The 23,547-nt window shown below is 60.8% G+C and carries 23 protein-coding genes and 1 pseudogene; 18 read left to right on the top strand and 6 right to left on the bottom strand.

The window, feature by feature from the left end:
• Positions 1 to 142 precede the first annotated feature (142 nt).
• Positions 143 to 1,729, top strand: a complete 1,587-nt coding sequence (locus tag J3P88_RS01290; RefSeq protein WP_434573591.1) for an ABC transporter substrate-binding protein — start codon at positions 143 to 145, stop codon at positions 1,727 to 1,729.
• A gap of 86 nt (positions 1,730 to 1,815) precedes the next feature.
• Here the strand turns inward: J3P88_RS01290 and radC are convergent, their stop codons facing one another.
• Positions 1,816 to 2,490 (bottom strand): RadC family protein, encoded by a 675-nt coding sequence (radC, locus tag J3P88_RS01285; protein ID WP_186706888.1) that lies wholly within the window; start codon positions 2,488 to 2,490, stop codon positions 1,816 to 1,818.
• Between the two features lie 145 nt (positions 2,491 to 2,635).
• On the opposite strand from radC, the gene coaBC reads away from it, so the two are divergent.
• From coaBC to J3P88_RS01255, 6 genes and pseudogenes are all read left to right on the top strand, one after another.
• A complete protein-coding gene (gene coaBC / locus J3P88_RS01280; RefSeq protein ID WP_003206865.1) occupies positions 2,636 to 3,844 on the top strand; it encodes a bifunctional phosphopantothenoylcysteine decarboxylase/phosphopantothenate--cysteine ligase CoaBC in 1,209 nt (402 codons plus the stop codon).
• 4 nt (positions 3,845 to 3,848) lie between these two features.
• Positions 3,849 to 4,304, top strand: coding sequence for a dUTP diphosphatase (dut, locus tag J3P88_RS01275; protein ID WP_186706889.1), 456 nt, complete (start codon positions 3,849 to 3,851; stop codon positions 4,302 to 4,304).
• Between the two features lie 252 nt (positions 4,305 to 4,556).
• Positions 4,557 to 5,960, top strand: a pseudogene (locus J3P88_RS01270) (phosphomannomutase/phosphoglucomutase); the annotation flags it as partial.
• Between the two features lie 27 nt (positions 5,961 to 5,987).
• Positions 5,988 to 6,893, top strand: coding sequence for an acetylglutamate kinase (gene argB, locus J3P88_RS01265; RefSeq protein ID WP_003206871.1), 906 nt, complete (start codon positions 5,988 to 5,990; stop codon positions 6,891 to 6,893).
• 244 nt (positions 6,894 to 7,137) lie between these two features.
• Entirely contained in the window at positions 7,138 to 8,196 is a 1,059-nt protein-coding gene (locus J3P88_RS01260) for a type IV toxin-antitoxin system AbiEi family antitoxin (RefSeq protein WP_434573589.1), read from the top strand.
• Entirely contained in the window at positions 8,184 to 9,053 is an 870-nt protein-coding gene (locus tag J3P88_RS01255) for a hypothetical protein (protein WP_186706892.1), read from the top strand. Before J3P88_RS01260 ends, J3P88_RS01255 begins: the two co-directional genes overlap by 13 nt.
• Before the next feature lie 45 nt (positions 9,054 to 9,098).
• Here J3P88_RS01255 and pyrE read toward each other — a convergent pair whose 3' ends face one another.
• Positions 9,099 to 9,743, bottom strand: coding sequence for an orotate phosphoribosyltransferase (pyrE, locus tag J3P88_RS01250; RefSeq protein ID WP_186706893.1), 645 nt, complete (start codon positions 9,741 to 9,743; stop codon positions 9,099 to 9,101).
• Positions 9,744 to 9,825: 82 nt separating this feature from the next.
• Here pyrE and J3P88_RS01245 point away from each other — a divergent pair, with 82 nt between their 5' ends.
• Positions 9,826 to 10,605 (top strand): exodeoxyribonuclease III, encoded by a 780-nt coding sequence (locus J3P88_RS01245; protein WP_013694557.1) that lies wholly within the window; start codon positions 9,826 to 9,828, stop codon positions 10,603 to 10,605.
• Between the two features lie 93 nt (positions 10,606 to 10,698).
• Here J3P88_RS01245 and gltS read toward each other — a convergent pair whose 3' ends face one another.
• The 3 genes from gltS to rph all read right to left on the bottom strand — a co-directional run bounded on the left by gltS (position 10,699) and on the right by rph (position 13,382).
• The gene (gene gltS, locus J3P88_RS01240) at positions 10,699 to 11,907 is read right to left on the bottom strand and encodes a sodium/glutamate symporter (RefSeq protein WP_434573587.1); all 1,209 of its coding nucleotides are present in this window, start codon (positions 11,905 to 11,907) and stop codon (positions 10,699 to 10,701) included.
• 353 nt (positions 11,908 to 12,260) lie between these two features.
• Positions 12,261 to 12,629, bottom strand: a complete 369-nt coding sequence (locus J3P88_RS01235; protein WP_186706896.1) for a DUF4870 domain-containing protein — start codon at positions 12,627 to 12,629, stop codon at positions 12,261 to 12,263.
• Positions 12,630 to 12,659: 30 nt separating this feature from the next.
• Positions 12,660 to 13,382 (bottom strand): ribonuclease PH, encoded by a 723-nt coding sequence (gene rph, locus J3P88_RS01230; RefSeq protein WP_003177262.1) that lies wholly within the window; start codon positions 13,380 to 13,382, stop codon positions 12,660 to 12,662.
• Between the two features lie 265 nt (positions 13,383 to 13,647).
• Here rph and J3P88_RS01225 point away from each other — a divergent pair, with 265 nt between their 5' ends.
• The 6 genes from J3P88_RS01225 (at position 13,648) to J3P88_RS01200 (ending at position 18,953) form a co-directional block, all read left to right on the top strand.
• Positions 13,648 to 14,511 (top strand): YicC/YloC family endoribonuclease, encoded by an 864-nt coding sequence (locus J3P88_RS01225; protein WP_434573584.1) that lies wholly within the window; start codon positions 13,648 to 13,650, stop codon positions 14,509 to 14,511.
• Positions 14,512 to 14,523: 12 nt separating this feature from the next.
• Positions 14,524 to 15,144: a guanylate kinase gene (gene gmk, locus J3P88_RS01220; protein WP_053126561.1), complete on the top strand. Its 621-nt coding sequence runs from the start codon at positions 14,524 to 14,526 to the stop codon at positions 15,142 to 15,144.
• Between the two features lie 167 nt (positions 15,145 to 15,311).
• The gene (rpoZ, locus tag J3P88_RS01215; RefSeq protein WP_003177259.1) at positions 15,312 to 15,575 is read left to right on the top strand and encodes a DNA-directed RNA polymerase subunit omega; all 264 of its coding nucleotides are present in this window, start codon (positions 15,312 to 15,314) and stop codon (positions 15,573 to 15,575) included.
• 60 nt (positions 15,576 to 15,635) lie between these two features.
• Positions 15,636 to 17,741, top strand: coding sequence for a bifunctional GTP diphosphokinase/guanosine-3',5'-bis pyrophosphate 3'-pyrophosphohydrolase (spoT, locus tag J3P88_RS01210; protein WP_053126562.1), 2,106 nt, complete (start codon positions 15,636 to 15,638; stop codon positions 17,739 to 17,741).
• Positions 17,742 to 17,776: 35 nt separating this feature from the next.
• Complete coding sequence (locus J3P88_RS01205) at positions 17,777 to 18,157, top strand: RidA family protein (RefSeq protein ID WP_186706898.1); 381 nt, start codon at positions 17,777 to 17,779, stop codon at positions 18,155 to 18,157.
• Between the two features lie 55 nt (positions 18,158 to 18,212).
• Positions 18,213 to 18,953, top strand: coding sequence for a hypothetical protein (locus tag J3P88_RS01200; RefSeq protein WP_434573581.1), 741 nt, complete (start codon positions 18,213 to 18,215; stop codon positions 18,951 to 18,953).
• Positions 18,954 to 19,086: 133 nt separating this feature from the next.
• Here J3P88_RS01200 and J3P88_RS01195 read toward each other — a convergent pair whose 3' ends face one another.
• On the bottom strand, positions 19,087 to 19,944 hold the full coding sequence (locus J3P88_RS01195; protein ID WP_186706900.1) for an SDR family oxidoreductase: 858 nt from the start codon (positions 19,942 to 19,944) through the stop codon (positions 19,087 to 19,089).
• A 186-nt stretch (positions 19,945 to 20,130) separates the two neighbouring features.
• Here J3P88_RS01195 and exbB point away from each other — a divergent pair, with 186 nt between their 5' ends.
• From exbB to J3P88_RS01175, 4 genes are all read left to right on the top strand, one after another.
• A complete protein-coding gene (gene exbB / locus J3P88_RS01190; RefSeq protein ID WP_434573579.1) occupies positions 20,131 to 21,114 on the top strand; it encodes a tonB-system energizer ExbB in 984 nt (327 codons plus the stop codon).
• 6 nt (positions 21,115 to 21,120) lie between these two features.
• Positions 21,121 to 21,549: a TonB system transport protein ExbD gene (gene exbD, locus J3P88_RS01185; RefSeq protein WP_434573577.1), complete on the top strand. Its 429-nt coding sequence runs from the start codon at positions 21,121 to 21,123 to the stop codon at positions 21,547 to 21,549.
• Positions 21,546 to 22,301: an energy transducer TonB gene (locus J3P88_RS01180; RefSeq protein WP_186730335.1), complete on the top strand. Its 756-nt coding sequence runs from the start codon at positions 21,546 to 21,548 to the stop codon at positions 22,299 to 22,301. Before exbD ends, J3P88_RS01180 begins: the two co-directional genes overlap by 4 nt.
• 325 nt (positions 22,302 to 22,626) lie before the next feature.
• Positions 22,627 to 23,547 carry a hydrogen peroxide-inducible genes activator gene (locus J3P88_RS01175; RefSeq protein ID WP_186706903.1) on the top strand — a complete coding sequence of 307 codons (921 nt, stop codon included), beginning with the start codon at positions 22,627 to 22,629 and terminating at the stop codon, positions 23,545 to 23,547.

Genomic DNA, 23,547 nt, shown 5'->3' with positions numbered 1-23,547 from the left:
ACAGGTTTTGGCCACCCAAACGTCGCCGCAGCGTGCCGGAAAATGCAAAAAGGGGATAGTCATTTGGCAGCGAGCCCACTAGGGTAGGCCTTTTCCAGACTGCACTCGCAGATGGGCCTTCGACTTGCACAGGAAACCGACCATGCGCCTCGCTGCCCTACCGTTGTTGCTCGCCCCTCTGCTGATCACCCCGCAGGTATTCGCCGCCGCCCTGAGCGTCTGCACCGAAGCTAGCCCGGAAGGGTTCGATGTCGTCCAGTACAACTCCCTGACCACCACCAATGCCTCTGCCGACGTGCTGATGAACCGCCTGGTGGATTTCGACACCGCCAGCGGCAAAGTAGTCCCCAGCCTGGCCGAGCGCTGGGAAGTCTCCACCGATGGCCTGACCTACGTGTTCAAGCTGCGGCCGCAGGTCAAGTTCCACCGCACCGATTACTTCACGCCGCGCCGCGACCTGACCGCCGAGGACGTGAAGTTCAGCTTCGAACGCATGCTCGATCCGGCGAACCCGTGGCACAAGGTCGCGCAAAGCGGTTTCCCTCACGCCCAGTCCATGCAGTTGCCGGCGCTGATCAAGAAAATCGACGCCCTGGATCCGCTGACCGTGCGCTTCACCCTCGATCACGCCGACTCGACGTTCCTGGCGACGTTGAGCATGGGTTTTGCCTCCATCTATTCGGCCGAATACGCCGACCAGTTGATGCAGGCCGGCACGCCGGAAAAACTCAACAGCCAGCCGGTCGGCACCGGCCCGTTCATTTTCAGCCGATTCCAGAAGGACGCCTCGATTCGCTATAAGGCCAACGACGCCTATTTCGGCGGCAAGCCCCAGGTGGACCCGCTGATATACGCCATCACGCCGGACGCCAACGTGCGACTGCAGAAACTGCGCCGCAACGAATGCCAGATCGCCCTGTCGCCCAAGCCGCTGGATGTGCAGGCCGCCCGGCAGGAATCGACCCTGAGCGTGGCCCAGACCGAGGCCTTCATGACCGCGTTCCTGGCGATCAACAGCCAGCATCCGCCCCTGGACAAGCCCGAGGTGCGGCAAGCCATCAACCTGGCCTTCGACAAGGCCAGCTACCTCAAGACCGTCTTCGAAGGCACCGCCGAAGCCGCCAGCGGCCCTTACCCACCGAACACCTGGAGCTATGCCAAGCACTTGCCGGGCTATGCCCACGACCCGGCCAAGGCCCGCGACTTGCTGGCCAAGGCCGGCTTGAAGGAAGGCTTCAAGACCACCATCTGGACGCGCCCTTCCGGCAGCCTGCTCAATCCCAACCCAAGCCTAGGCGCACAGCTGCTGCAATCGGACCTGGCGGAAGTCGGCATCCAGGCGGAAATCCGCGTGATCGAATGGGGCGAACTGATCCGCCGCGCCAAGGCCGGCGAGCATGACCTGCTGTTCATGGGCTGGGCCGGCGACAACGGCGACCCGGACAACTTCCTCACGCCGCAGTTTTCCTGCGCGGCGGTGAAGTCCGGGACCAACTTCGCCCGTTATTGCAACCCGGACCTGGACAAACTGATCAGCGCCGGCAAGACCACCGGCGAACAAGGCGTGCGCGCCAAGCTCTACGAACAGGCCCAGGCCCAGATCCAGCAGCAGGCCCTGTGGCTACCCCTGGCCCACCCCACTGCCTTCGCGCTTACCCGCAAGGATGTGCAGGGTTATGGGGTGAGCCCGTTTGGGCGGCAGGACTACTCCAAGGTCAGCCTCAAGTAACCCCAGCCCACGGACATTTGAAGTTGCAATGGTCCCTGTGGGAGCGAGCTTGCTCCCACAAAGGGCCTCGCTTCGTCAGACCCGGCCTACATCCACCCCCGCTCCGCCATCGACAACGGTTCCCCATCGCCAACGATGAAATGGTCGAGCACCCGCACATCGATCAACTCCAGGGCCTCCTGGAGCCGCTCAGTGAGCACACGGTCGGCCTGGCTGGGCTCGGCGTTGCCGGAGGGGTGGTTGTGGCACAGGATCAACGCAGCGGCGTTATGGGCCAGGGCGCGCTTGACCACCTGCCGGGGATGGACACTGGCGCTGTCGATAGAACCGCGAAACAGCGCCTCGAAGGTCAGCACCTGGTGCTTGGAATTGAGAAACAGGCAACCGAACACCTCGTGGGGTTCGTGGCGCAGCATGGATTTGAGGTATTCACGCACCGCGAATGGGCTTTCCAGTGATGTCTTTTCCCGTGCCCGCTCAGCCAAGTGCCGCCGACTCATTTCCTGAGCCGCCTGCAACTGGGCAAACTTCGCCGGCCCGAGCCCCATATGATTGCTGAATGTAATCTGATCGGCTTCAAGCAGCGCGCGCAGGCTGCCAAATTGAATCAACAGTTGTCGCGCCAGATCCACCGCGCTTTTGCCTGACACCCCGGTGCGTAAAAAAATCGCCAGCAGCTCGGCGTCCGAAAGACTCCCCGCCCCCAGCGCCAATAACCTCTCCCGCGGTCGCTCGGCCGCGGGCCAGTCACGAATACTCATGGCATCTCCCTGATTGTGGGCGCCGCTGTTCCGTAGCGGTCGCTGTGATATCGTAGCCCATCTTTTTTGCAGGCGATTTGCACCCTGGCAGGCTGCTGCCAAGGGGTTCGCCTTGCACTGACCACTGAAATCGAAAGGCAGGCCTATGCAGCGGCTGTATCGGAAACGCATCGTTCTGGGCGTCGGCGGCGGCATTGCCGCCTACAAGAGCGCCGAGCTGGTTCGCCGACTCATCGACCAGGGCGCGGAAGTACGGGTCGTCATGACCCGTGGCGGCAGCGAGTTCATCACCCCGCTGACCATGCAAGCCCTGTCCGGCCACCCGGTCCACCTGGATTTGCTCGACCCGGCGGCCGAAGCCGCCATGGGCCATATCGAACTGGCCAAGTGGGCCGACCTGGTGCTGATCGCCCCGGCCACGGCCGACCTGATCGCCCGTTTGGCCCAAGGCATCGCCGACGACCTGCTGACCACCCTGGTGCTTGCCACCGACGCCGTGGTCGCCGTCGCCCCCGCCATGAACCAGGCCATGTGGCGCGATCCGGCCACCCAGGCCAACCTGCAATTGCTGGAAAGCCGCGCCCTGAAAGTCTTCGGCCCAGCCTCCGGCAGCCAGGCCTGCGGCGACGTCGGCATGGGGCGCATGCTTGAGGCTACCGACCTGGCCCAGTGCGCCGCCGATTGCTTCCAGCGCCAGGCCCTGACCGGCAAGCATGTGCTGATCACTGCCGGGCCGACCCAGGAAAACATCGACCCGGTGCGCTACATCACCAACCACAGCTCCGGAAAAATGGGCTTCGCCCTGGCCGAAGCCGCCGTCGAAGCCGGCGCCCGGGTGACGCTGATCACAGGTCCGGTGCACCTGCCGACCCCGGACCGAGTCACGCGCATCGACGTGGTCAGCGCCCGGGACATGCTCGCGGCCTGCGAAGCGGCCATCCCCTGCGACCTGTTCATCGCCTCGGCTGCGGTAGCGGACTACCGCCCCGAAGTCGTTGCCCCGCAAAAATTGAAGAAAGACCCTACAAGCGGCGACGGCCTGCTCCTGCAAATGGTGCGCAACCCGGACATCCTGGCCAGCATCGCCACCCGCCCCGACCGACCGTTCAGTGTCGGCTTCGCCGCCGAGACCGAACACCTGCTCGATTACGCCGCCCGCAAGCTCAAGGACAAGAACCTCGACTTGATCGTCGCCAACGATGTGGCCAACCCGAGCATCGGCTTCAACAGCGAAGAAAACGCCTGCAGCGTGATCGACCGCCAGTTGCACGCCACACTTTTCGCCCAGACCAGCAAGAGCAAGATTGCCCGCCAGCTGATCACTTTCATCGCCGAACGTCTGAACCAGGTTTAATGTCATGCACGCTCTACAAGCCAAGATCCTCGACCCACGCATCGGCAGCGAATTCCCGCTGCCGCAATACGCCACACCAGGCTCCGCCGGCCTCGACCTACGGGCGATGCTCAAGCAGGACACGATCCTGGAGCCAGGCCAGACCCTACTGATTCCTACCGGCCTGTCGGTGTACATCGGCGACCCGGGCCTGGCCGCGCTGATCCTGCCGCGCTCGGGCCTGGGCCACAAACACGGCATCGTGCTGGGCAACCTGGTGGGCCTGATCGATTCCGACTACCAGGGCGAACTGATGGTGTCGTGCTGGAACCGCGGCCAAACGGCCTTCAATATTGCCGTGGGCGAGCGCATCGCGCAGTTGGTACTGGTGCCGGTGGTCCAGGCCCACTTCGAACTGGTCGACGAATTCGACGAGAGCCAGCGCGGCGCCGGTGGTTTTGGACATTCCGGCAGCCATTGACCGCTCGATTGCGGGCCCGGCGTCCTGCCCGGCCCGCTCATGAAGCTTCTGTTTCAGGACAAAAAATGCGCAATGGCTTTCTGCTAGGTTTCCCATCCGGAATCAATGTATTAGGCGAGCGAGGCCGGGGTACCGCTGTCTCATGGCACTTTCCCACCACGAACTCTCTGTCAAAAACGCCGTCATACCCTTCAGCTTGAGCCTGCCGACACCCAGTGTCGGCCTGTCCAGTCACTTTCCTGATAGAGCGCCCCGCCCATGAACACCCCAGCCGCAATCGCCCCGATCTTCCCTGAAAGCATTTTCCGCGCCTACGACATCCGTGGCGTGGTACCGGAAACCCTCACCGCCGAAACCGCCTACTGGATCGGCCGCGCCATTGGCTCCCAGAGCCTGGCCCAGGGCGAACCGAACGTGTGCGTCGGCCGTGACGGCCGCTTGTCGGGCCCCGAGCTGGTCGAACAATTGATCAAAGGCGTTGCCGACAGCGGCTGCCACGTCAGCGACGTGGGCCTGGTGCCGACGCCCGCGCTGTATTACGCCGCCAACGTGCTGGCCGGTAAATCCGGGGTGATGCTCACCGGTAGCCACAACCCGTCGAACTACAACGGCTTCAAGATCGTCATCGCCGGCGACACCCTCGCCAACGAGCAGATCCAGGCCCTGCATACCCGCCTCAAGACCAACGACCTGAGCAGCGGCCAGGGCAGCGTGACCAAGGTCGATATCCTTCCTCGCTACAACGACGAGATCGTCAAGGACGTGAAGCTCGCCCGCCGCCTGAAAGTGGTAGTCGATTGCGGCAACGGCGCGGCCGGCGTGATCGCCCCGCAACTGATCGAAGCCCTGAACTGCGAAGTTATCCCGCTGTTCTGCGACGTGGACGGCAACTTCCCCAACCACCACCCGGACCCGGGCAAGCTGGAAAACCTCGAAGACCTGATCGCCAAGGTCAAGGAAACCAACGCCGACCTGGGCCTGGCCTTCGACGGCGACGGCGACCGCGTGGGCGTGGTGACCAATACCGGCAGCGTGGTGTTCCCGGACCGCCTGCTGATGCTGTTTGCCAAGGACGTGGTGGCGCGCAACCCCGATGCCGAGATCATTTTCGACGTGAAATGCACCCGTCGCCTGGTGCCGCTGATCAAGGAATATGGCGGTCGCCCGCTCATGTGGAAAACCGGTCACTCGTTGATCAAGAAGAAAATGAAACAGAGCGGCGCCCTGCTGGCCGGCGAAATGAGCGGCCACATCTTTTTCAAGGAACGCTGGTTCGGTTTTGATGATGGCATCTACAGCGCCGCGCGCCTGCTGGAGATCCTCAGCAAGGAAAAATCCACGGCCGAAGAACTGTTCGCGACCTTCCCGAACGATATTTCTACGCCAGAAATCAATATCCATGTGACCGAAGAGAGCAAATTCAGCATCATTGATGCTCTGCACGACGCCCAGTGGGGCGAAGGCGCCGAACTGACCACCATCGACGGTGTGCGGGTCGACTACCCACAAGGCTGGGGCCTGGTCCGCGCCTCCAACACCACACCGGTGCTGGTGCTGCGTTTCGAAGCCGACAACGAGGCGGAACTGCAGCGCATCAAGGACGTATTCCACGCCCAACTCAAACGTGTTGCACCTGATCTCCAACTACCGTTTTGATTTTTTGAAGCACTACCGGAGCCCTGAATGACCCTCGAACGCGAAGCCGCCGCCAACACCGCCAAGGTCCTGTCCGAAGCGTTGCCTTATATCCGACGCTACGTCGGCAAGACCCTGGTGATCAAATACGGCGGCAACGCGATGGAAAGCGAGGAGCTCAAGACCGGCTTCGCCCGCGACATCGTGCTGATGAAGGCCGTGGGCATCAACCCGGTGGTCGTACACGGTGGTGGCCCGCAGATCGGCGACCTGCTCAAGCGCCTGTCGATCGAGAGTCACTTCATCGACGGCATGCGCGTGACCGATGCACAGACCATGGATGTGGTGGAGATGGTCCTGGGCGGCCAGGTCAACAAGGACATCGTCAACTTGATCAACCGCCATGGCGGCAGCGCCATCGGTCTGACGGGCAAGGACGCCGAGCTGATCCGGGCGAAGAAACTCACCGTCACCCGCCAGACCCCGGAGATGACCCAGCCGGAAATCATCGACATCGGTCATGTGGGCGAAGTAGTCGGCATCAACACCGACCTGCTGAACCTGCTGGTCAAGGGCGACTTCATCCCGGTCATCGCGCCCATCGGCGTGGGCGCCAACGGTGAGTCGTACAACATCAACGCCGATTTGGTGGCAGGCAAGGTTGCCGAGGCACTGAAAGCTGAAAAGCTGATGCTGCTGACCAACATCGCCGGCCTGATGGACAAGTCGGGCAAGGTCCTGACCGGACTGTCGACCCAGCAGGTCGATGACCTCATCGCCGACGGCACCATCTACGGCGGCATGCTGCCGAAGATTCGTTGCGCGCTGGAAGCGGTACAGGGCGGCGTCGGCAGCTCGCTGATCATCGACGGCCGGGTGCCCAATGCGATCCTGCTGGAGATCTTCACCGATACCGGCGTGGGTACGTTGATCAGCAATCGCAAGCGTCCCTGATAGCTGACACACCAAAATCGCGATCCTTGGCAGTTTTCAAAGTGGATTCAAAACATGAAGTCCATTTTGCACTGGCAGGGCTCGCGTTTTTTTTCGCGAGCAAGAAGACATCAAGCTTACCCTGTCTTGATTTTCAGCGATGATGCCATTTCAACAAACGCTGAAACCACCCATTTTGCTGAAATACGTGGACTACTTTCACTGAAATTGGTAGTTTCAGCATTCGTTGAAAAGGTCTCTGTCAATGAAAATACTCACAATAAACGCGAAAGAGGCGCTTCAAGACCTCCTAGGCAAAGTACCGGTCATCGAGATAAAAAGCGTGAAGATCTCGCTGCCAGCCAAAACCTGGGCCCCTGATCTCATCGTTGAAATAGTCGCTTCGGGAAAATCGCATTTCCTGGCCTGCGACATCAAAGCCAACGGACAGCCCCGATTTGTTACCGCAGCCATACTCCAACTTCGCGACTACGTCAGTGAAAGGAGTACAGAGATCACGCCTATCGTGATAGCCCCCTACCTTTCGCTTGCTGCGAGACAGGCATGCCGGGAAAAAGGCGTGGGTTATCTGGATCTGGAGGGCAATGCCTGGCTGTCGTTCGATGGTGTATTCATCGACCACCAAGTCGCAGAAAAGCCGCCCTCGGAAAACAGAGGGCTGAAATCTCTCTTCAAGCCGAAGTCAGCACAGATCCTTCGTACGATGTTGCGCGAGCCCGATCATGCATGGCGTGTGATAGAACTCTCCGAGGCAGCCAATGTGAGCTTGGGCCAAGTCAGCAATGTGCGCACGGCCCTACTTGATCGCGAATGGGGACAAGCAACACGCGATGGATTTTTCCTGTGCGATCCTCAATCGCTTCTGGATGCATGGGTCCAAGCCTATGAGGCTCCATCCGGGGAGCGTAAAAAATTCTATACCGCCTTACACGGCAGCTCCCTGGAGAATGCGGCACGCAGCGTAATCGGCGAAAAAGGCAATGGACGCACGGTATTTTCCTCGTTTTCCGCCGCACAATGGCTCGCCCCCTACGCCCGAGTCAGCACGAATTATTTTTACGCCGACAGTGAAGGCCTGGAAAAATTAATCACAGCTTTGCAACTGGTCCCCGTCACCAAGGGTGAAAATGTGGTGATTACCCTCCCTAAGGACGAAGGGCTCCTTTTGGACGTCGTCGAAGCGGCGCCCGATGCGATATGCACCAGCCCCGTTCAAACCTATTTGGACCTATCCATTGCTGGCGAGCGCGCAAAGGAAGCGGCCGAATATCTACGCCAGGAAAAACTGACATGGCCCCGGTAGTACCGCAGGAACCTCAATCGGCCTCGGATTATGAAGACAGGACGACGGTGGCAGTTAAAGCAGTACTCGTCGAAATGGGTCAGATCCTGGGTAGCTTCAAAGGAAAGTTCGCAGTGATTGGCGGTGCAGTGCCATGGCTGCTCCTTGCAAATGACGATATGCAGCATGTCGGTACACTCGATGTCGACTTGAGCCTTGATGCAGAAGCACTGGGTGATGGCGAGTACGCGACTCTGGTCGAAGCCTTGATGGGCAATGGGTACGAGCAGAGAGGAGAGTTACGACGCTTTCAACTCGTTCGCCAGGTTCCCGTGGATGACGGGGGAGCCCCGATAGATGTGATCGTGGATTTCTTGATGCCACGCGATGCTGCGATCATTCAAAACAAACCGCCCATTCTGAGCGACTTTGCAGTTCAACGTGCCGACGGTGCCGACCTGGCAATGCGGTTTTATCAGATGGTCGCAATTGAAGGACCTATGCCTACCGGCGGTACAAATCGAGTCGAGGTTGCCGTGTGCTCTATCCCGGCACTGCTCGCAATGAAAGGCTATGCCCTTAATGGACGACACAAGCAGAAAGACGCCTACGACATTTACTATTGCGTTCGCAATTTTCCGGGCGGCATAGCAGCGCTCGCGCAGGAATGCCGCCCCGTACTTGAAACCGGAAGTGGCGAGCAAGGCTTTCTGTACATCTGCCAGAAATTTGATATTGCCGACGGTTATGGCCCGACGTCCGTAAGGCGTTTCGTCGAAGACAGCCAGATCCTTGAGGATCGGACGCCAGATCAGTGGCAGCAGGATGCTTTCGGGCAAGTGGATGCCTTACTTCGCGCCCTTCATTTACGGGAGTGAACATTCACTGAAAAAAACAAGGCCCTGTTTCCGGGGCCTTGGTTTTTAGACGCCGAACTGGGCGCGGTAGGCTTCCACTGCCGGCAAATGCTGCTTGAGCTGCGGATCATCGGCCAAAAATTCCAGCACTTGGTTCAGCGACACAATGCTGACCACTGGAATGCCGAAATCGCGCTCCACTTCCTGGATCGCCGACAGCTCGCCGTTGCCGCGCTCCTGGCGGTTCAGGGCGATCAGCACACCAGCGGCCTTGGCGCCTTCCTGGGAACCGATGATCTGCATCACTTCGCGAATGGCGGTGCCCGCGGTGATCACGTCGTCGATGATCAATACTTCGCCGGTCAGCGGCGCGCCGACCAGGCTGCCGCCTTCGCCGTGGGCCTTGGCTTCCTTGCGGTTGAAGCACCAGGGCAGGTCGCGGCCGTGGTGTTCGGCCAAGGCCACAGCGGTGGTGGCAGCCAGCGGGATGCCTTTGTAGGCCGGGCCAAACAATACGTCGAACGGGATGCCGCTCTCGACGATGGCTGCGGCATAGAACCGGCCCAACTGTGCCAGGGCGGTTCCGCTGTTGAACAGGCCCGCATTGAAGAAGTACGGGCTGGTGCGCCCGGACTTGAGGGTGAATTCACCGAAGCGCAAAACGCCGCGATCGATGGCAAAGCGAATGAAATCGCGCTGATACGCCTGCATGAAAAAAGCCTCAAATACCGCGGATTTAGCTAAATAGGTACACGGCGTGTATCATACACGCACGTGATTTTTGGGGCCATTTATGCGGATCATCAGTGTGAACGTCAATGGTATTCAGGCTGCAGTCGAGCGTGGTTTGCTCAGTTGGCTGCAAGCACAGAATGCCGACGTCATCTGCCTGCAGGACACCCGCGCCTCCGCCTTTGAACTGGACGATGCAGCCTTCCAACTGGATGGTTACTTCCTTTATGCCTGCGATGCCGAAGTCCCCGCCCAGGGTGGCGTGGCTTTGTACTCGCGGCTGCAACCGAAGGCTGTCATCAACGGTCTCGGTTTCGAGACGGCGGACCGCTACGGGCGCTACCTGCAAGCCGATTTCGACAAGGTCAGCATCGCGACCTTGCTGCTCCCTTCGGGGCAGAACGGCGATGAAGATTTGAATCAGAAATTCAAGTTGATGGACGACTTCGCCCGTTACCTTGATAAACAGCGGCGCAAACGTCGCGAGTACATTTATTGTGGCTCGCTGTACGTGGCGCAACAGAAGCTGGATATCAAGAACTGGCGCGACAGCCAGCAATCTCCTGGTTTCCTGGCGCCGGAACGGGCCTGGATGGACGAGATCATTGGCAACATGGGTTATGTCGACGCCCTGCGTGAAGTCAGCCGTGAAGGCGACCAGTACAGCTGGTGGCCAGACAACGAGCAGGCCGAGATGCTCAACCTCGGCTGGCGTTTCGACTACCAGCTGCTGACGCCCGGGTTGCGCCGCTTCGTACGCAGCGCCCGCCTGCCGCGCCAGCCACGGTTCTCGCAGCATGCGCCGCTGATCGTGGATTACGATTGGACGCTGACCATCTAAGCGTATCGGCGATAGCCTCCGGTAGACCGGACAAAAAATGCCCGTATCGCAAGATACGGGCATTTTTCATGGAGCACGCTACCGCCCAGAACATCAAGTCACGGCGAAAAACGGCAGGGCCAGGTACAACTTGATGACGATGACGTTAATGATATCGATGAAGAACGCTCCCACCATCGGCACCACCAGAAACGCTATTTGCGAAGGTCCGTAGCGCTGCGTCACAGCTTGCATGTTGGCGATGGCCGTCGGCGTGGCGCCCAGCCCAAAACCGCAATGTCCCGCCGCCAATACCGCGGCATCGTAGTGACTGCCCATGATCCTGAACGTCACGAAAATCGCAAACAGTGCCATAACCAATGTCTGCGCCGCCAGGATGATGAAGATCGGCAAGGCCAATGAGGCCAGGTCCCATAATTTGAGTGACATCAAGGCAATCGCCAGGAACAACGACAAGCTGACGTTGCCAAGCACGGATACTTCTCGTTCGAATACTTGATACAAGCCAAGTGCCGAAAGCCCGTTGCGCAAGACCACTCCTACGAACAAGACGCAAACGAACGTCGGCAATTCGAATGCAGTACCGTGGAGCTGCCCATTCAAGAGCGTGCCGGCCAACAGGCTGACCGCGATCAAAGCAAGTGTCTCGATAAACGAAAACGCCGTTATCGAGCGCTCTTTGTTTGGCTGCTCGAAGCCCTTGGGCATCCGGGTTTTTTCTGGCTCAAGGCCGCCGGGTGATTGGACACGCTTGATGAGCAACCGCGCAACCGGCCCACCGATCAAGCCACCCAACACCAAGCCAAACGTCGCGGAAGCCATCGCAAGTTCGGAGGCGGAAGCCAGACCGTATTTCTCACTGAACACCGACCCCCACGCCGCGCCTGTACCGTGACCGCCCGCCAAGGTGACCGAGCCTGTCAGCAACCCCATCAACGGATCGAGCCCCAGCGCTTTTGCGAGCCCGATACCCATGGCATTCTGAACCACCAGCAGACCAACCACCGCGAGCAGGAAAACCCCCACGACGCGCCCGCCTTTCTTCAGGCTGGCCAAATCTGCACTGAGGCCGATCGTGGCAAAAAACGCCAGCATCAACGGTGTTTGCAGAGAAGTATCAAACCGAACTTCAACTTCAAGTCCCCGCATAGCCAAGAGCGCCAGGGCAACTACCAGCCCACCCGCTACAGGTTCAGGGATATTGTAGGCACGCAGAAAACCAACACGTGTAACAAGGCCGCGCCCCAACAGAAGCACTAACGAGGCGGCGACAAGGGTTCCATAGAAATCGAGCTGAAACATAATTACTTAATCTTTTTTCATATCTTTTCAAGGACGAACTTTTTACCTGGACACGCCTCTTGAACAGGTTGTTCCTCAACACTAATTGTCTTTAAATTCAATGACCTTCAATGGTCTGAATATATCGAAATATTTCTGAAGGAATATAACTTGGGCCAACTCTATCAATCGTAGAGTCTTATTGCCAAGCACAGAGACCGCCCTGAAACTGTGCAGTTGTGACTAAAAATGTAAGGCCAATATACAAGCACAACAACTTTGTGCGCAAAGGGCATCGTACATAAAGAGAAACAATTAAGACGTCAAAAAAAATGCCCCGATAAGACGGGGCATTTTCTGAGCAGCGTGGAAGATTATTTAACCAACCGCCAGGTAAACGGATACCGATACGGCTGCCCTTCATTGGCCTTCACGCCGCCAATGATCGTCAGCACCAGCGCACCGATGGCCACCAGGCCGAACAGGAAGAAGCCGATCACCACGATCATCAGCAGCAGGCTGATCGCCGCGGCGATCGCCACGGTGATCTGGAAGTTCAGCGCCTCCTTGCCCTGGGCATCGATGAACGGGTCGGATTCACGCTTGATCTGCCAGATGACCAGCGGCCCGATCAGCGAACCGAACGGAATGAAAATTCCCACTAGTGCAGACAGGTGACAAAACATCGCCCATTGCCGCACTTCTTTGCTCGGCTGGGGCAACAGGACTTGCTCATCACTCATGACATTCTCCTTGTCTGAAGCGCACAACGATCAGTCGGCCAAGGCGGCCTTTTGCAGTTCGAAGATCTCGTTCATGCCTTTCTTCGCCAATTCCAGCATAGCGTTCAATTCTTCCGGCTGGAACGGCGCGCCCTCGGCGGTGCCCTGGACTTCGATGAAACCACCGGCGCTGGTCATGACCACGTTCAGGTCGGTCTCGGCGGCGGAATCTTCCAGGTAATCCAGGTCCAGCACCGGCTCGCCCTGGTACATGCCCACGGACACGGCGGCGATCATTTGCTTGAGCGGGTCACCGCCCTTGAGGCCGCCGCGCTTCTTGATCACTTTCAAGGCATCGACCAGCGCAACCATGGCCCCGGTAATGGAAGCCGTACGCGTGCCGCCGTCGGCCTGGATCACATCGCAATCGACATACAGCGTCACGTCGCCCAGCTTGGACATGTCCAGCGCAGCGCGCAGCGAACGACCGATCAGACGCTGGATTTCCAGGGTGCGGCCGCCCTGCTTGCCACGGCTGGCCTCACGCTGGTTCCGCTCGCCGGTGGCGCGCGGCAGCATGCCGTATTCGGCGGTCAACCAGCCCTGGCCTTGACCCTTGAGAAACCGTGGTACGCCGTTTTCGACGCTGACGGTGCAGATGACCTTGGTATCACCGAATTCGACCAGTACAGATCCCTCGGCGTGTTTGGTGTAGTTGCGGGTAATGCGGATCGAGCGAAGCTGATCGGCAGCGCGACCACTTGGACGTTTCATAGGGAACACCTGTACAGAGGACGGAAAACTGCCGGACATTATAGAGCCGTGGGCCGCCAGAGGGCAGTTTAAAAAAGCTGACGCGACCGGTGAACGCGCCCGAAGCCCCGGCCGACGGGCTGCAGCGGTTTGTTGCCGGAGCTGTTTGGGCGCTTGGGTCCCACTGCGCTACAATCCCGCGCCTTTGCTGTCCTTCAGCATTTATCCACAGATCCCAGGCCCCGCACCCATTGGTTGTGGCCGGCCTGCATTGCGAGGAACCCCCATGGTGCACAGCATGACCGCCTTCGCCCGCGTCGAGAAAGCCGGGGCCCAAGGCACGCTGAGCTGGGAGCTGCGCTCGGTCAACAGCCGTTACCTGGAGCCGCACCTGCGCCTGCCCGAGTCCTTCCGCGACCTGGAAGGCAACGTACGCGAAGCGCTGCGCCAGGGCCTGTCCCGAGGCAAGCTGGAATGCACCCTGCGTTTCACCGAAGAAAGCACTGGCAAACCCCTGCAAGTGGACCGCGAGCGCGCCGCGCAGTTGGTCGCTGCCGCCGAAACCGTCGCCAGCCTGATCAAAAACCCCGCGGCCCTGAATCCGCTGGAAGTCCTGGCCTGGCCCGGCGTGCTGGTGGGTGACGCGAGCGACCCCCAGGCGCTGAACGCGGAAGCGCTGGCATTGTTCAACCAAGGCCTGAAAGAGCTCAAGGCCGGTCGCGAGCGTGAAGGCGCGGAGCTGGCCCGGCTGATCAACGAGCGCCTGACCTCCATCGAAGAAGACGTCGGCACCCTGCGCGAGCTGGTCCCGCAGATGCTCGCCACCCAGCGCCAGAAGGTCCTCGATCGTTTCGCCGACATGAAGGCCGAGCTGGACCCGCAACGCCTGGAACAGGAAATGGTCATGCTCGCGCAAAAGAGCGACGTGGCCGAAGAACTGGATCGCCTGAGCACCCACATCATCGAAGTCCGCCGGGTGCTCAAGTCCGGCGGCGCGGCCGGTCGCCGCCTCGACTTCCTGATGCAAGAGCTCAACCGCGAAGCCAATACACTGGGCTCCAAAGCCTTCGACCCGCGCAGCACCCAGGCAGCGGTCAACCTCAAAGTGTTGATCGAGCAAATGCGCGAACAAGTGCAGAACATTGAGTAAGGCTAACCCGACATGACCCACAGCACCGGCACTCTCTACATCATTTCCGCGCCCTCGGGCGCCGGCAAGACCAGCCTGGTCAAGGCGCTGATCGACGCCGAGCCGCAGATCCGCGTCTCGGTCTCGCACACCACCCGTGCCATGCGCCCAGGCGAAGTCAACGGCGTGAACTATCACTTCGTCGACCGCGAAGAGTTCGTGAAAATGGCCGAGCACGGCGACTTCCTGGAGCGCGCCGAAGTCTTCGGCAACCTCTACGGCACGTCGCAAAGCTATCTGCAGCAGACCCTCGACGAAGGCCATGACCTGATCCTGGAAATCGACTGGCAAGGCGCCGAGCAGGTGCGCAAGCTGATGCCCCAGGCCCGCTCGATCTTCATCCTTCCCCCGAGCCAACAGGCCTTGCGCCAGCGCCTGACCAACCGCGGCCAGGACAGCGACGAGATCATCGAAGGCCGGATGCGTGAAGCGGTCAGCGAAATGAGCCACTACGTCGACTACGATTATCTGATCATCAACGACGATTTCGCCCACGCGCTGGACGACCTGAAGGCGATTTTCCGCGCCAGCCAGCTGCAACAGAAACGCCAGCAGCAACGTTTCGGTAAATTATTGGCCGAACTACTGGGCTGAACAGCCCTTCCCAAAACCGCTGCGACGGCTTTACATTGGTACTCGCAGCGCGCCGAGGGGTTTGGTTAAAAAATCAGCGCTTCCCTAAACGCTGGTGTTTTTTTAAACTGTCGAGTCCGCTCGCCCAACCGGGCAGCGCGCATATTGCATTCGCTCCGAGGAATACCATGGCCCGCGTAACCGTTGAAGACTGCCTAGAACACGTGGAAAACCGCTTTGAGCTGGTCATGCTCTCTACCAAGCGTGCCCGTCAACTGGCCACCGGCGGCAAAGAGCCATTGGTCCAGTGGGAAAACGACAAGCCTACCGTGGTAGCGCTGCGTGAAATCGCCGAAGGCCTGATGAGCTACGAGTTCATCGCCAACGCTGAGATCGTCGAAGACGAACCGCTGTTCGCAGCGTTCGAGGACGAGTCCAACGAGGCGGTCTAAGCCTATGCCTGGTCGACGTAGCACGGCGCGGGGTCACAGCAAACGGCAGGAGTCACCATCATGCCGAGCATAGACGCCCTCGCCGATCGCTTATCGGCCTACCTCGGCACGGACCAGGTCAACCTGGTCCGCCGAGCCTATTTCTACGCCGAACAAGCCCACGACGGCCAACGCCGACGCAGCGGCGAGGCGTACGTCACGCACCCGCTTGCGGTGGCGAACATTCTTGCCGACATGCACATGGACCATCAGAGCCTGATGGCGGCGATGCTGCATGACGTGATCGAAGACACCGGCATTGCCAAGGAAGCGCTGCAAGCGCAGTTCGGCGAAACCGTGGCCGAACTGGTCGACGGGGTCAGCAAGCTGACCCAGATGAACTTCGAGACCAAGGCTGAGGCCCAGGCCGAAAACTTTCAGAAAATGGCCATGGCCATGGCACGCGACATCCGCGTGATCCTGGTCAAGCTCGCTGACCGCCTGCACAACATGCGCACCCTGGAAGTGCTGTCCGGCGAAAAACGCCGGCGCATCGCCAAGGAAACCCTGGAAATCTACGCCCCCATCGCCAATCGCCTGGGCATGCATGCCATCCGCATCGAGTTCGAAGACCTGGGCTTCAAGGCCATGCACCCGATGCGTTCTGCGCGGATCAACCAGGCCGTCAAGCGCGCCCGGGGCAACCGCAAGGAAATCGTCAACAAGATCGAAGAGTCCCTGAGCCACTGCCTGGCCATCGACGGCATCGAAGGCGAAGTCAGCGGGCGCCAGAAACATCTCTACGGCATCTACAAGAAAATGCGCGGCAAGCGCCGGGCCTTCAACGAGATCATGGACGTCTACGCCTTCCGGATCATCGTCGACAAGGTCGACACCTGCTACCGCGTGCTGGGGGCTGTGCATAATTTGTACAAACCGTTGCCGGGGCGCTTCAAGGACTACATCGCGATCCCCAAGGCCAACGGCTACCAGTCGCTGCACACCACGCTCTTCGGCATGCACGGCGTGCCGATCGAAATCCAGATCCGCACCCGTGAAATGGAAGAGATGGCCAACAACGGCATCGCCGCCCACTGGCTCTACAAATCCAGCGGTGACGAACAGCCCAAGAGCACCCACGCCCGCGCCCGGCAGTGGGTCAAGGGCGTGCTGGAAATGCAGCAGCGCGCCGGCAACTCCCTGGAATTCATCGAGAGCGTGAAGATCGACCTGTTCCCGGACGAGGTCTACGTCTTCACGCCCAAGGGCCGAATCATGGAGCTGCCCAAGGGCTCCACGGCCGTGGACTTTGCCTATGCGGTGCACACCGACGTCGGCAACAGCTGCATTGCCTGTCGCATCAACCGCCGCCTGGCACCGTTGTCCGAACCGCTGCAAAGTGGCTCCACGGTGGAGATCGTCAGCGCCCCCGGCGCGCGCCCCAACCCGGCGTGGCTCAATTTCGTGGTCACCGGCAAGGCCCGCACGCACATCCGTCACGCGCTGAAGCTGCAACGTCGCTCCGAATCCATCAGCCTCGGCGAACGCCTGCTGAACAAGGTCCTGAACGGCTTCGACAGCTCCCTGGACAAGATTCCGGGTGAGCGGGTGCAGGTGATGCTCCACGAATACCGTCTCGAATTGATCGAAGACCTGCTCGAAGACATCGGCCTGGGCAATCGCATGGCCTATGTCGTCGCCCGTCGCCTGCTCGGCGAAGGCGAACAGCTGCCAAGCCCCGAAGGCCCGCTGGCGATTCGCGGCACCGAGGGCCTGGTGCTCAGCTATGCCAAGTGTTGCACGCCGATCCCGGGCGATCCGATTGTCGGCCACCTGTCCGCCGGCAAGGGAATGGTGGTGCACCTGGACAACTGCCGCAACATCAGCGAAATCCGCCACAACCCGGAAAAATGCATCCAGCTTTCGTGGGCCAAGGATGTCACTGGCGAGTTCAATGTCGAGCTGCGAGTCGAGCTGGAACACCAGCGCGGCCTGATCGCCCTGCTGGCCAGCAGCGTCAACGCCGCCGACGGCAATATCGAAAAAATCAGCATGGACGAGCGCGATGGTCGCATCAGCGTCGTCCAATTGGTGGTCAGCGTGCACGACCGTGTGCACCTGGCCCGCGTAATCAAGAAGCTGCGCGCCCTGACCGGCGTTATCCGCATCACCCGGATGCGCGCATAACGCCTCAATAGCCTATTCCTTACAAGGAGTCATCGATGACCAAGACCGTAATCACCAGCGACAAGGCCCCAGCCGCCATCGGCACCTATTCCCAGGCGATCAAGGCCGGCAACACGGTGTACATGTCGGGCCAGATCCCACTGGACCCGAAAACCATGGAACTGGTGGAAGGCTTCGAAGCCCAGACCGTGCAGGTGTTCGAAAACCTCAAGGCCGTAGCCGAGGCTGCCGGTGGTTCGTTCAAGGACATCGTCAAGCTGAATATCTTCCTCACCGACCTGAGCCACTTTGCCAAGGTCAACGAGATCATGGGCAAATACTTCGACCAGCCCTACCCTGCCCGCGCCGCCATCGGCGTAGCGGCCCTGCCAAAGGGCTCGCAGGTCGAGATGGATGCCATCCTGGTCCTCGAGTAATAAGGTCGGCGCAGCTTCCCCCGCTGCGCCGTTTTCGTCTTGAAAGGATTCCACCATGCGCAAAGCGCTTGCTCTCTCGCTGGCAGCCCTGCTTCTGGGCGGCTGCGCCAGCGACCCTGCCGACCGTGACATCAGCGGCACCTGGATCAACCAGGCGGCCATCGACGCTGCCGCCAAGGGCGGCCCGCTGCGCGAAGCGCTGCAAGGCTATGGCCCGAACCTGGAATGGGACGTCAACACCCGGGCCGGCCAGGCGCGCTACACCAACGGTTTTGAGAACGTTGAAGGCAAGTTGCTGGGCGAAGAAGACGGCGCCTGGAAAGTCGACTTCTACGGCAGCTCCGCCAGCGAACTCAAGCGCGACGGCGACCAGTTGAGCCAGGCCGCCACCGAGAACGAACCGCAGCAGGTGTTCGACCGCGCGCAAGTGCAGGTACCGGAAGGCGCACCCATCGGTGCCAGTTTCGAGCGCGCGCTGTATGCCGCTTACCTCGGTGGCACTTGGAACATCACCAGCGGCCCCGGCCAGGGCGCCACCGTGCAATTCCAGCCCGACGGCCAGGTCAGCGGCCTGCCGGGTGCCGATCGCTACGCCTTGTGCCTGGCCGGCGATTGCGCCTCCATGAGCGGCGGCAACGACAACATCTGGCTGCAACAAAACGGCCAGGGCAATACATGGATCTTTGCCCGCGACGGCAAGAAGCTGGAGATTTTCCAGACCGTGAATGCGGCATTGGCGGATGAAATGCCTTCGTTCACGCCGGGTGATCGGCAGTGGGTGCTTGAAAAGCAGTAGGAGCCACGACGCAACTCTCATGTGGGAGCGGGCTTGCTCGCGAAGACGGCATGACAGTCAACGAAGATGTTGAATGTCAGGGCCCCTTCGCGAGCAAGCCCGCTCCCACAGGTGCTTTGGGGTGTCAGGCGAATCAGCAGCGCCCTTCCAGAATCGCCGCATACCCCTCGCGAAAACTCGGATAACGCGGCGTCCAGCCCAAGGCCTTCGCCCGGGCATTGCTGCAGCGCTTGCTGCCGGCGCGCCGCACGCTGGCATCTTCGGCCCACTCGGTAACACCCATGAATTCCCGCAGCCAGCCCACGACTTCGGCCAACGGCGCAGGGGCATTGTCGACGCCGATGTAGCAGTCGTCCAGCACCTTGCCTTGGCGATCAGCCTCCAGCAGAAACGCCAGCAAGCCGGCCGCGTCGTCAGCGTGGATACGATTGGCGTACAGCGGCGGGTCGATCACCACGCGATAACCCTGGCGCACCTGGCTCAGCAACCACTCCCGACCTGGACCATAAATGCCGGTCAGGCGCACGCGACTGGCCGGAATGCCGCTGTCCAGGGCGACTTGCTCGGCTTCGAGCATCAATCGACCGGAATATCCGCCGGCCACGGTGGGCGACGTTTCATCCACCCATTCGCCCTGCTGCTGCCCATACACACTGCTGCTGGACACAAACAACAGGCGCTTGGGCCGTTGGCCATGCTGCTTCAGCCAGCCCAGCACATGCTGCAACCCTTCGACGTAAGCGCTGCGATAGCCCGCCTCGTCATGGTCGGTGGCCGCCGCGCTGTACACCAGGTAATCCAGGGACCCGGTGGGCCAGTCGGCGGGGCATTGCTCGCTGAACAAATCCCCTGCCACCCCGATGACACCCGCCGGCAAGTTCGAAACCGTGCGCCGCAGGCCATGGACTTGCCAATGTTCGGCCACTAACTGGCTGGCCAGGCGGCCGCCGATATCACCGCAGCCGGCGATCAAAACAGAAGGCGCGGACATCAAGAACTCCTCTGGCAAAGCCGCAGACTAGCCTCCGTGGGGGATGAGCGGCTAGCCATGCGACAAAAAAAGTAACTGTATTACTTTTGTTAACAAGAATTACTTGCAATAATGCTCGCCACTTTTGTTCTCGGCCCACGAGGCCTGGAAGAACATCAACCTCCTTTTTTCTCAGGTCCGGCCAGCATGAAACGCTCTCTATCCCCCGCTTCGCCAACCAATCGACCTCGTGCCTGGAGCACGGTAGCCGCCTTGTTGTTCAGCCTGTTGCTGGCACCTGCCGTGGCCTTCGCCGATGCACAGGCGCCCGCCACGACCCCAGCGACGACTCCGGCCGCCGCACCTGCTGCTGCCCAGGCGCCTGCCGATCCAGCCGCTCCCGTTGCGACGCCGGCCGCCACCGACCCGGCCCAAGCCGTCGAGGCCGATGCACCTGAAGTGCTCGAAGCCGACAATACCCTGGGCATGGCCCACGACCTGTCGCCATGGGGCATGTACCAGAACGCCGACATCATCGTGAAGATCGTGATGATCGGTCTGGCCATCGCCTCGATCATCACCTGGACCATCTGGATCGCCAAAGGCTTCGAGCTGCTGGGTGCCAAGCGTCGCTTGCGCGGTGAAATCGCCGCCCTGAAAAAAGCCGCCACCCTCAAGGAAGCCAGCGCCACCGCGGCGAAGGAAGGCACCCTCGCCAACCTGCTGGTGCATGACGCCCTCGAAGAGATGCGCCTGTCGGCCAACAGCCGCGAGAAGGAAGGCATCAAGGAGCGCGTGAGCTTCCGCCTCGAGCGCCTGGTCGCCGCCTGCGGTCGCAACATGAGCAGCGGCACCGGCGTGCTCGCCACCATTGGTTCCACCGCGCCGTTCGTCGGCCTGTTCGGCACCGTGTGGGGCATCATGAACAGCTTCATCGGCATCGCCAAGACCCAGACCACCAACCTCGCCGTCGTCGCTCCGGGTATTGCCGAAGCCCTGCTGGCAACGGCATTGGGCCTGGTCGCGGCGATCCCGGCGGTGGTGATCTACAACGTCTTCGCCCGCTCCATTGCCGGCTACAAGGCCCAGGTTTCCGACGCTTCGGCTGAAGTCCTGCTGCTGGTCAGCCGTGACCTCGACCACTTGCCGCCCGAGCGTGGCTCGCAACCACACATGGTGAAAGTGGGGTAATCGGCCATGGGCCTGCATTTGAAAGAAGGCGCAGACGACGATCTGGCCGAGAACCACGAAATCAATGTCACGCCGTTCATCGACGTGATGCTGGTGCTGTTGATCATCTTCATGGTGGCCGCCCCACTGGCCACCGTGGACATCAAGGTCGACCTGCCGGCGTCGACGGCCAAGCCTTCGCCGCGGCCGGAGAAACCAGTGTTCCTCAGCGTCAAGGCCGATCAGCGCCTGTTCCTCGGTGAGGAAGAGGTCAAGGCCGACGTCCTCGGCGCGACCCTCGACGCCAAGACCCAGGGCAAGAAGGACACGACGATCTTCTTCCAGGCCGATAAAGGCGTGGACTACGGCGACCTGATGAGCGTGATGGACGCGCTGCGAAGCGCCGGCTACCTGAAAGTCGGCCTGGTCGGACTCGAGACGGCGCCTAAAAAATGATCACGACGCGCCAAAAGCTGACGCGTTACAGCGGTAGCCTGGCAGTGGTGCTGGGCGTGCATGCGCTCGCCATCGCCCTGGCGCTGAACTGGACCACGCGAGCACCCATCGAGTTGCCGCCCCAGGCGATGATGGTCGAGCTGGCGCCGGTTCCAGCCCCGCCGCCACCGGCACCGCCAAAAGTCGTCACACCGCCGCAACCGCCCGAGCCGGTGGAAGAGCTGCCGCTGCCTAAACTCGCCGAAGCACCGAAGCCTGAAATCGCCGTGCCCAAGCCGGTCAAGCCCAAGCCCAAGCCTCAACCGCCCAAGCCCAAACCGGTGGAGAAAAAACCCGAGCCGCCGAAGGAACAGCCGTCGGAGCAGAAACCCAGCGACACGCCGCCAACCCAGTCAGTGGCCGAGAAGTCCGCGCAACCGGCGCCTGGCCCGTCGCCCGCGCAATCGGCTGCCAAGGCCAATTGGCAGGGCACGCTGCTGGCGCACCTGGGCAAGTACAAGAAGTACCCGCCCAGGGCCCAACAGATGAACAAGGAAGGCACCAACCGCCTGCGTTTCGTGGTGGATGCCGACGGCAACGTGTTGTCATTCGAACTGGTGGGCAGTTCCGGCACGGAGTTGCTGGACCGGGCCACCCTGGAAATGATCCGCCGCGCCCAGCCGTTGCCCAAGCCACCGGCGGAGTTGCTGACCAACGGCACCATCGAACTGACGGCACCGTTCGTGTACTCCATCGACAAGCGCCGGCGTTGACTCAATCTGGCAATCCGATGGCAGGTTGAATCCTGTGGCGAGGGAGCTTGCTCCCGCTGGGCCGCGAAGCGGCCCCAAAACCAGCGAATGTGCTGCATCAGGCAGACCGCGTTCGCCGCACCAGAGGCCTGCTGCGCAGGCCAGCGGGAGCAAGCTCCCTCGCCACAATGAGCACAACCGACATAAAGGCATCGAAAGATGCCTTTTTCATATCCAGCAACGCCCCACAGACATTCGCCAGTGTCCCACCGCACCCCCAGTCTGATAACGTGCGTCTATCGATTGCAGCCGGTATGCTTGGCTCGCAACTTCACGGACGCTCGCCATGACCCTCACAGAATTACGCTACATCGTGACCCTCGCCCAAGAGCAGCATTTCGGCCATGCGGCCGAGCGTTGCCACGTCAGCCAGCCGACGCTGTCGGTGGGTGTGAAAAAACTTGAAGACGAACTCGGTGTGCTGATTTTCGAGCGCAGCAAAAGCGCCGTGCGCCTGACCCCGGTAGGCGAAGGCATCGTCGCCCAGGCACAGAAGGTCCTTGAACAGGCCCAAGGCATTCGCGAACTGGCCCAGGCCGGCAAGAACCAATTGACCGCCCCGCTGAAAGTCGGCGCGATCTACACCGTCGGCCCGTACCTGTTCCCGCACCTGATTCCGCAACTGCACCGGGTCGCCCCGCAGATGCCGTTGTACATCGAAGAAAATTTCACCCACGTGCTGCGCGACAAGCTGCGCAACGGCGAGCTGGACGCGATCATCATCGCCCTGCCGTTCAACGAAGCCGACGTCCTGACCCTGCCGCTCTATGACGAACCGTTCTACGTCCTGATGCCGGCAGAGCACCCCTGGACCCAGAAAAAAACCATCGACGCCGCCCTGCTCAACGACAAGAGCCTGCTGCTGCTCGGCGAGGGCCACTGCTTCCGCGACCAGGTGCTCGAAGCCTGCCCGACCCTGACCAAGGGCAGCGAAGGCGCCAAGCACACCACGGTGGAATCCAGCTCCCTGGAAACCATTCGCCACATGGTCGCTTCCGGCCTGGGTATTTCGATCCTGCCGCTGTCGGCGGTGGACAGCCATCATTACTCCCCTGGCGTGATCGAAGTCCGCCCGCTGACGCCACCCGTGCCGTTCCGCACCGTTGCCATCGCCTGGCGCGCCAGCTTCCCGCGGCCCAAGGCCATCGAAATCCTCGCCGACTCGATCCGCCTGTGCTCCGTGGCCAAGCCGCCCGCTGCCAAGTAA

The sequence above is a fragment of the Pseudomonas sp. Z3-6 genome (genome assembly GCF_051131985.1).
Taxonomy (GTDB): domain Bacteria; phylum Pseudomonadota; class Gammaproteobacteria; order Pseudomonadales; family Pseudomonadaceae; genus Aquipseudomonas; species Aquipseudomonas zanjanensis.
Note: the sequence above shows the minus strand (reverse complement) of the source record. Positions and strands in the feature narration are given on the sequence as shown.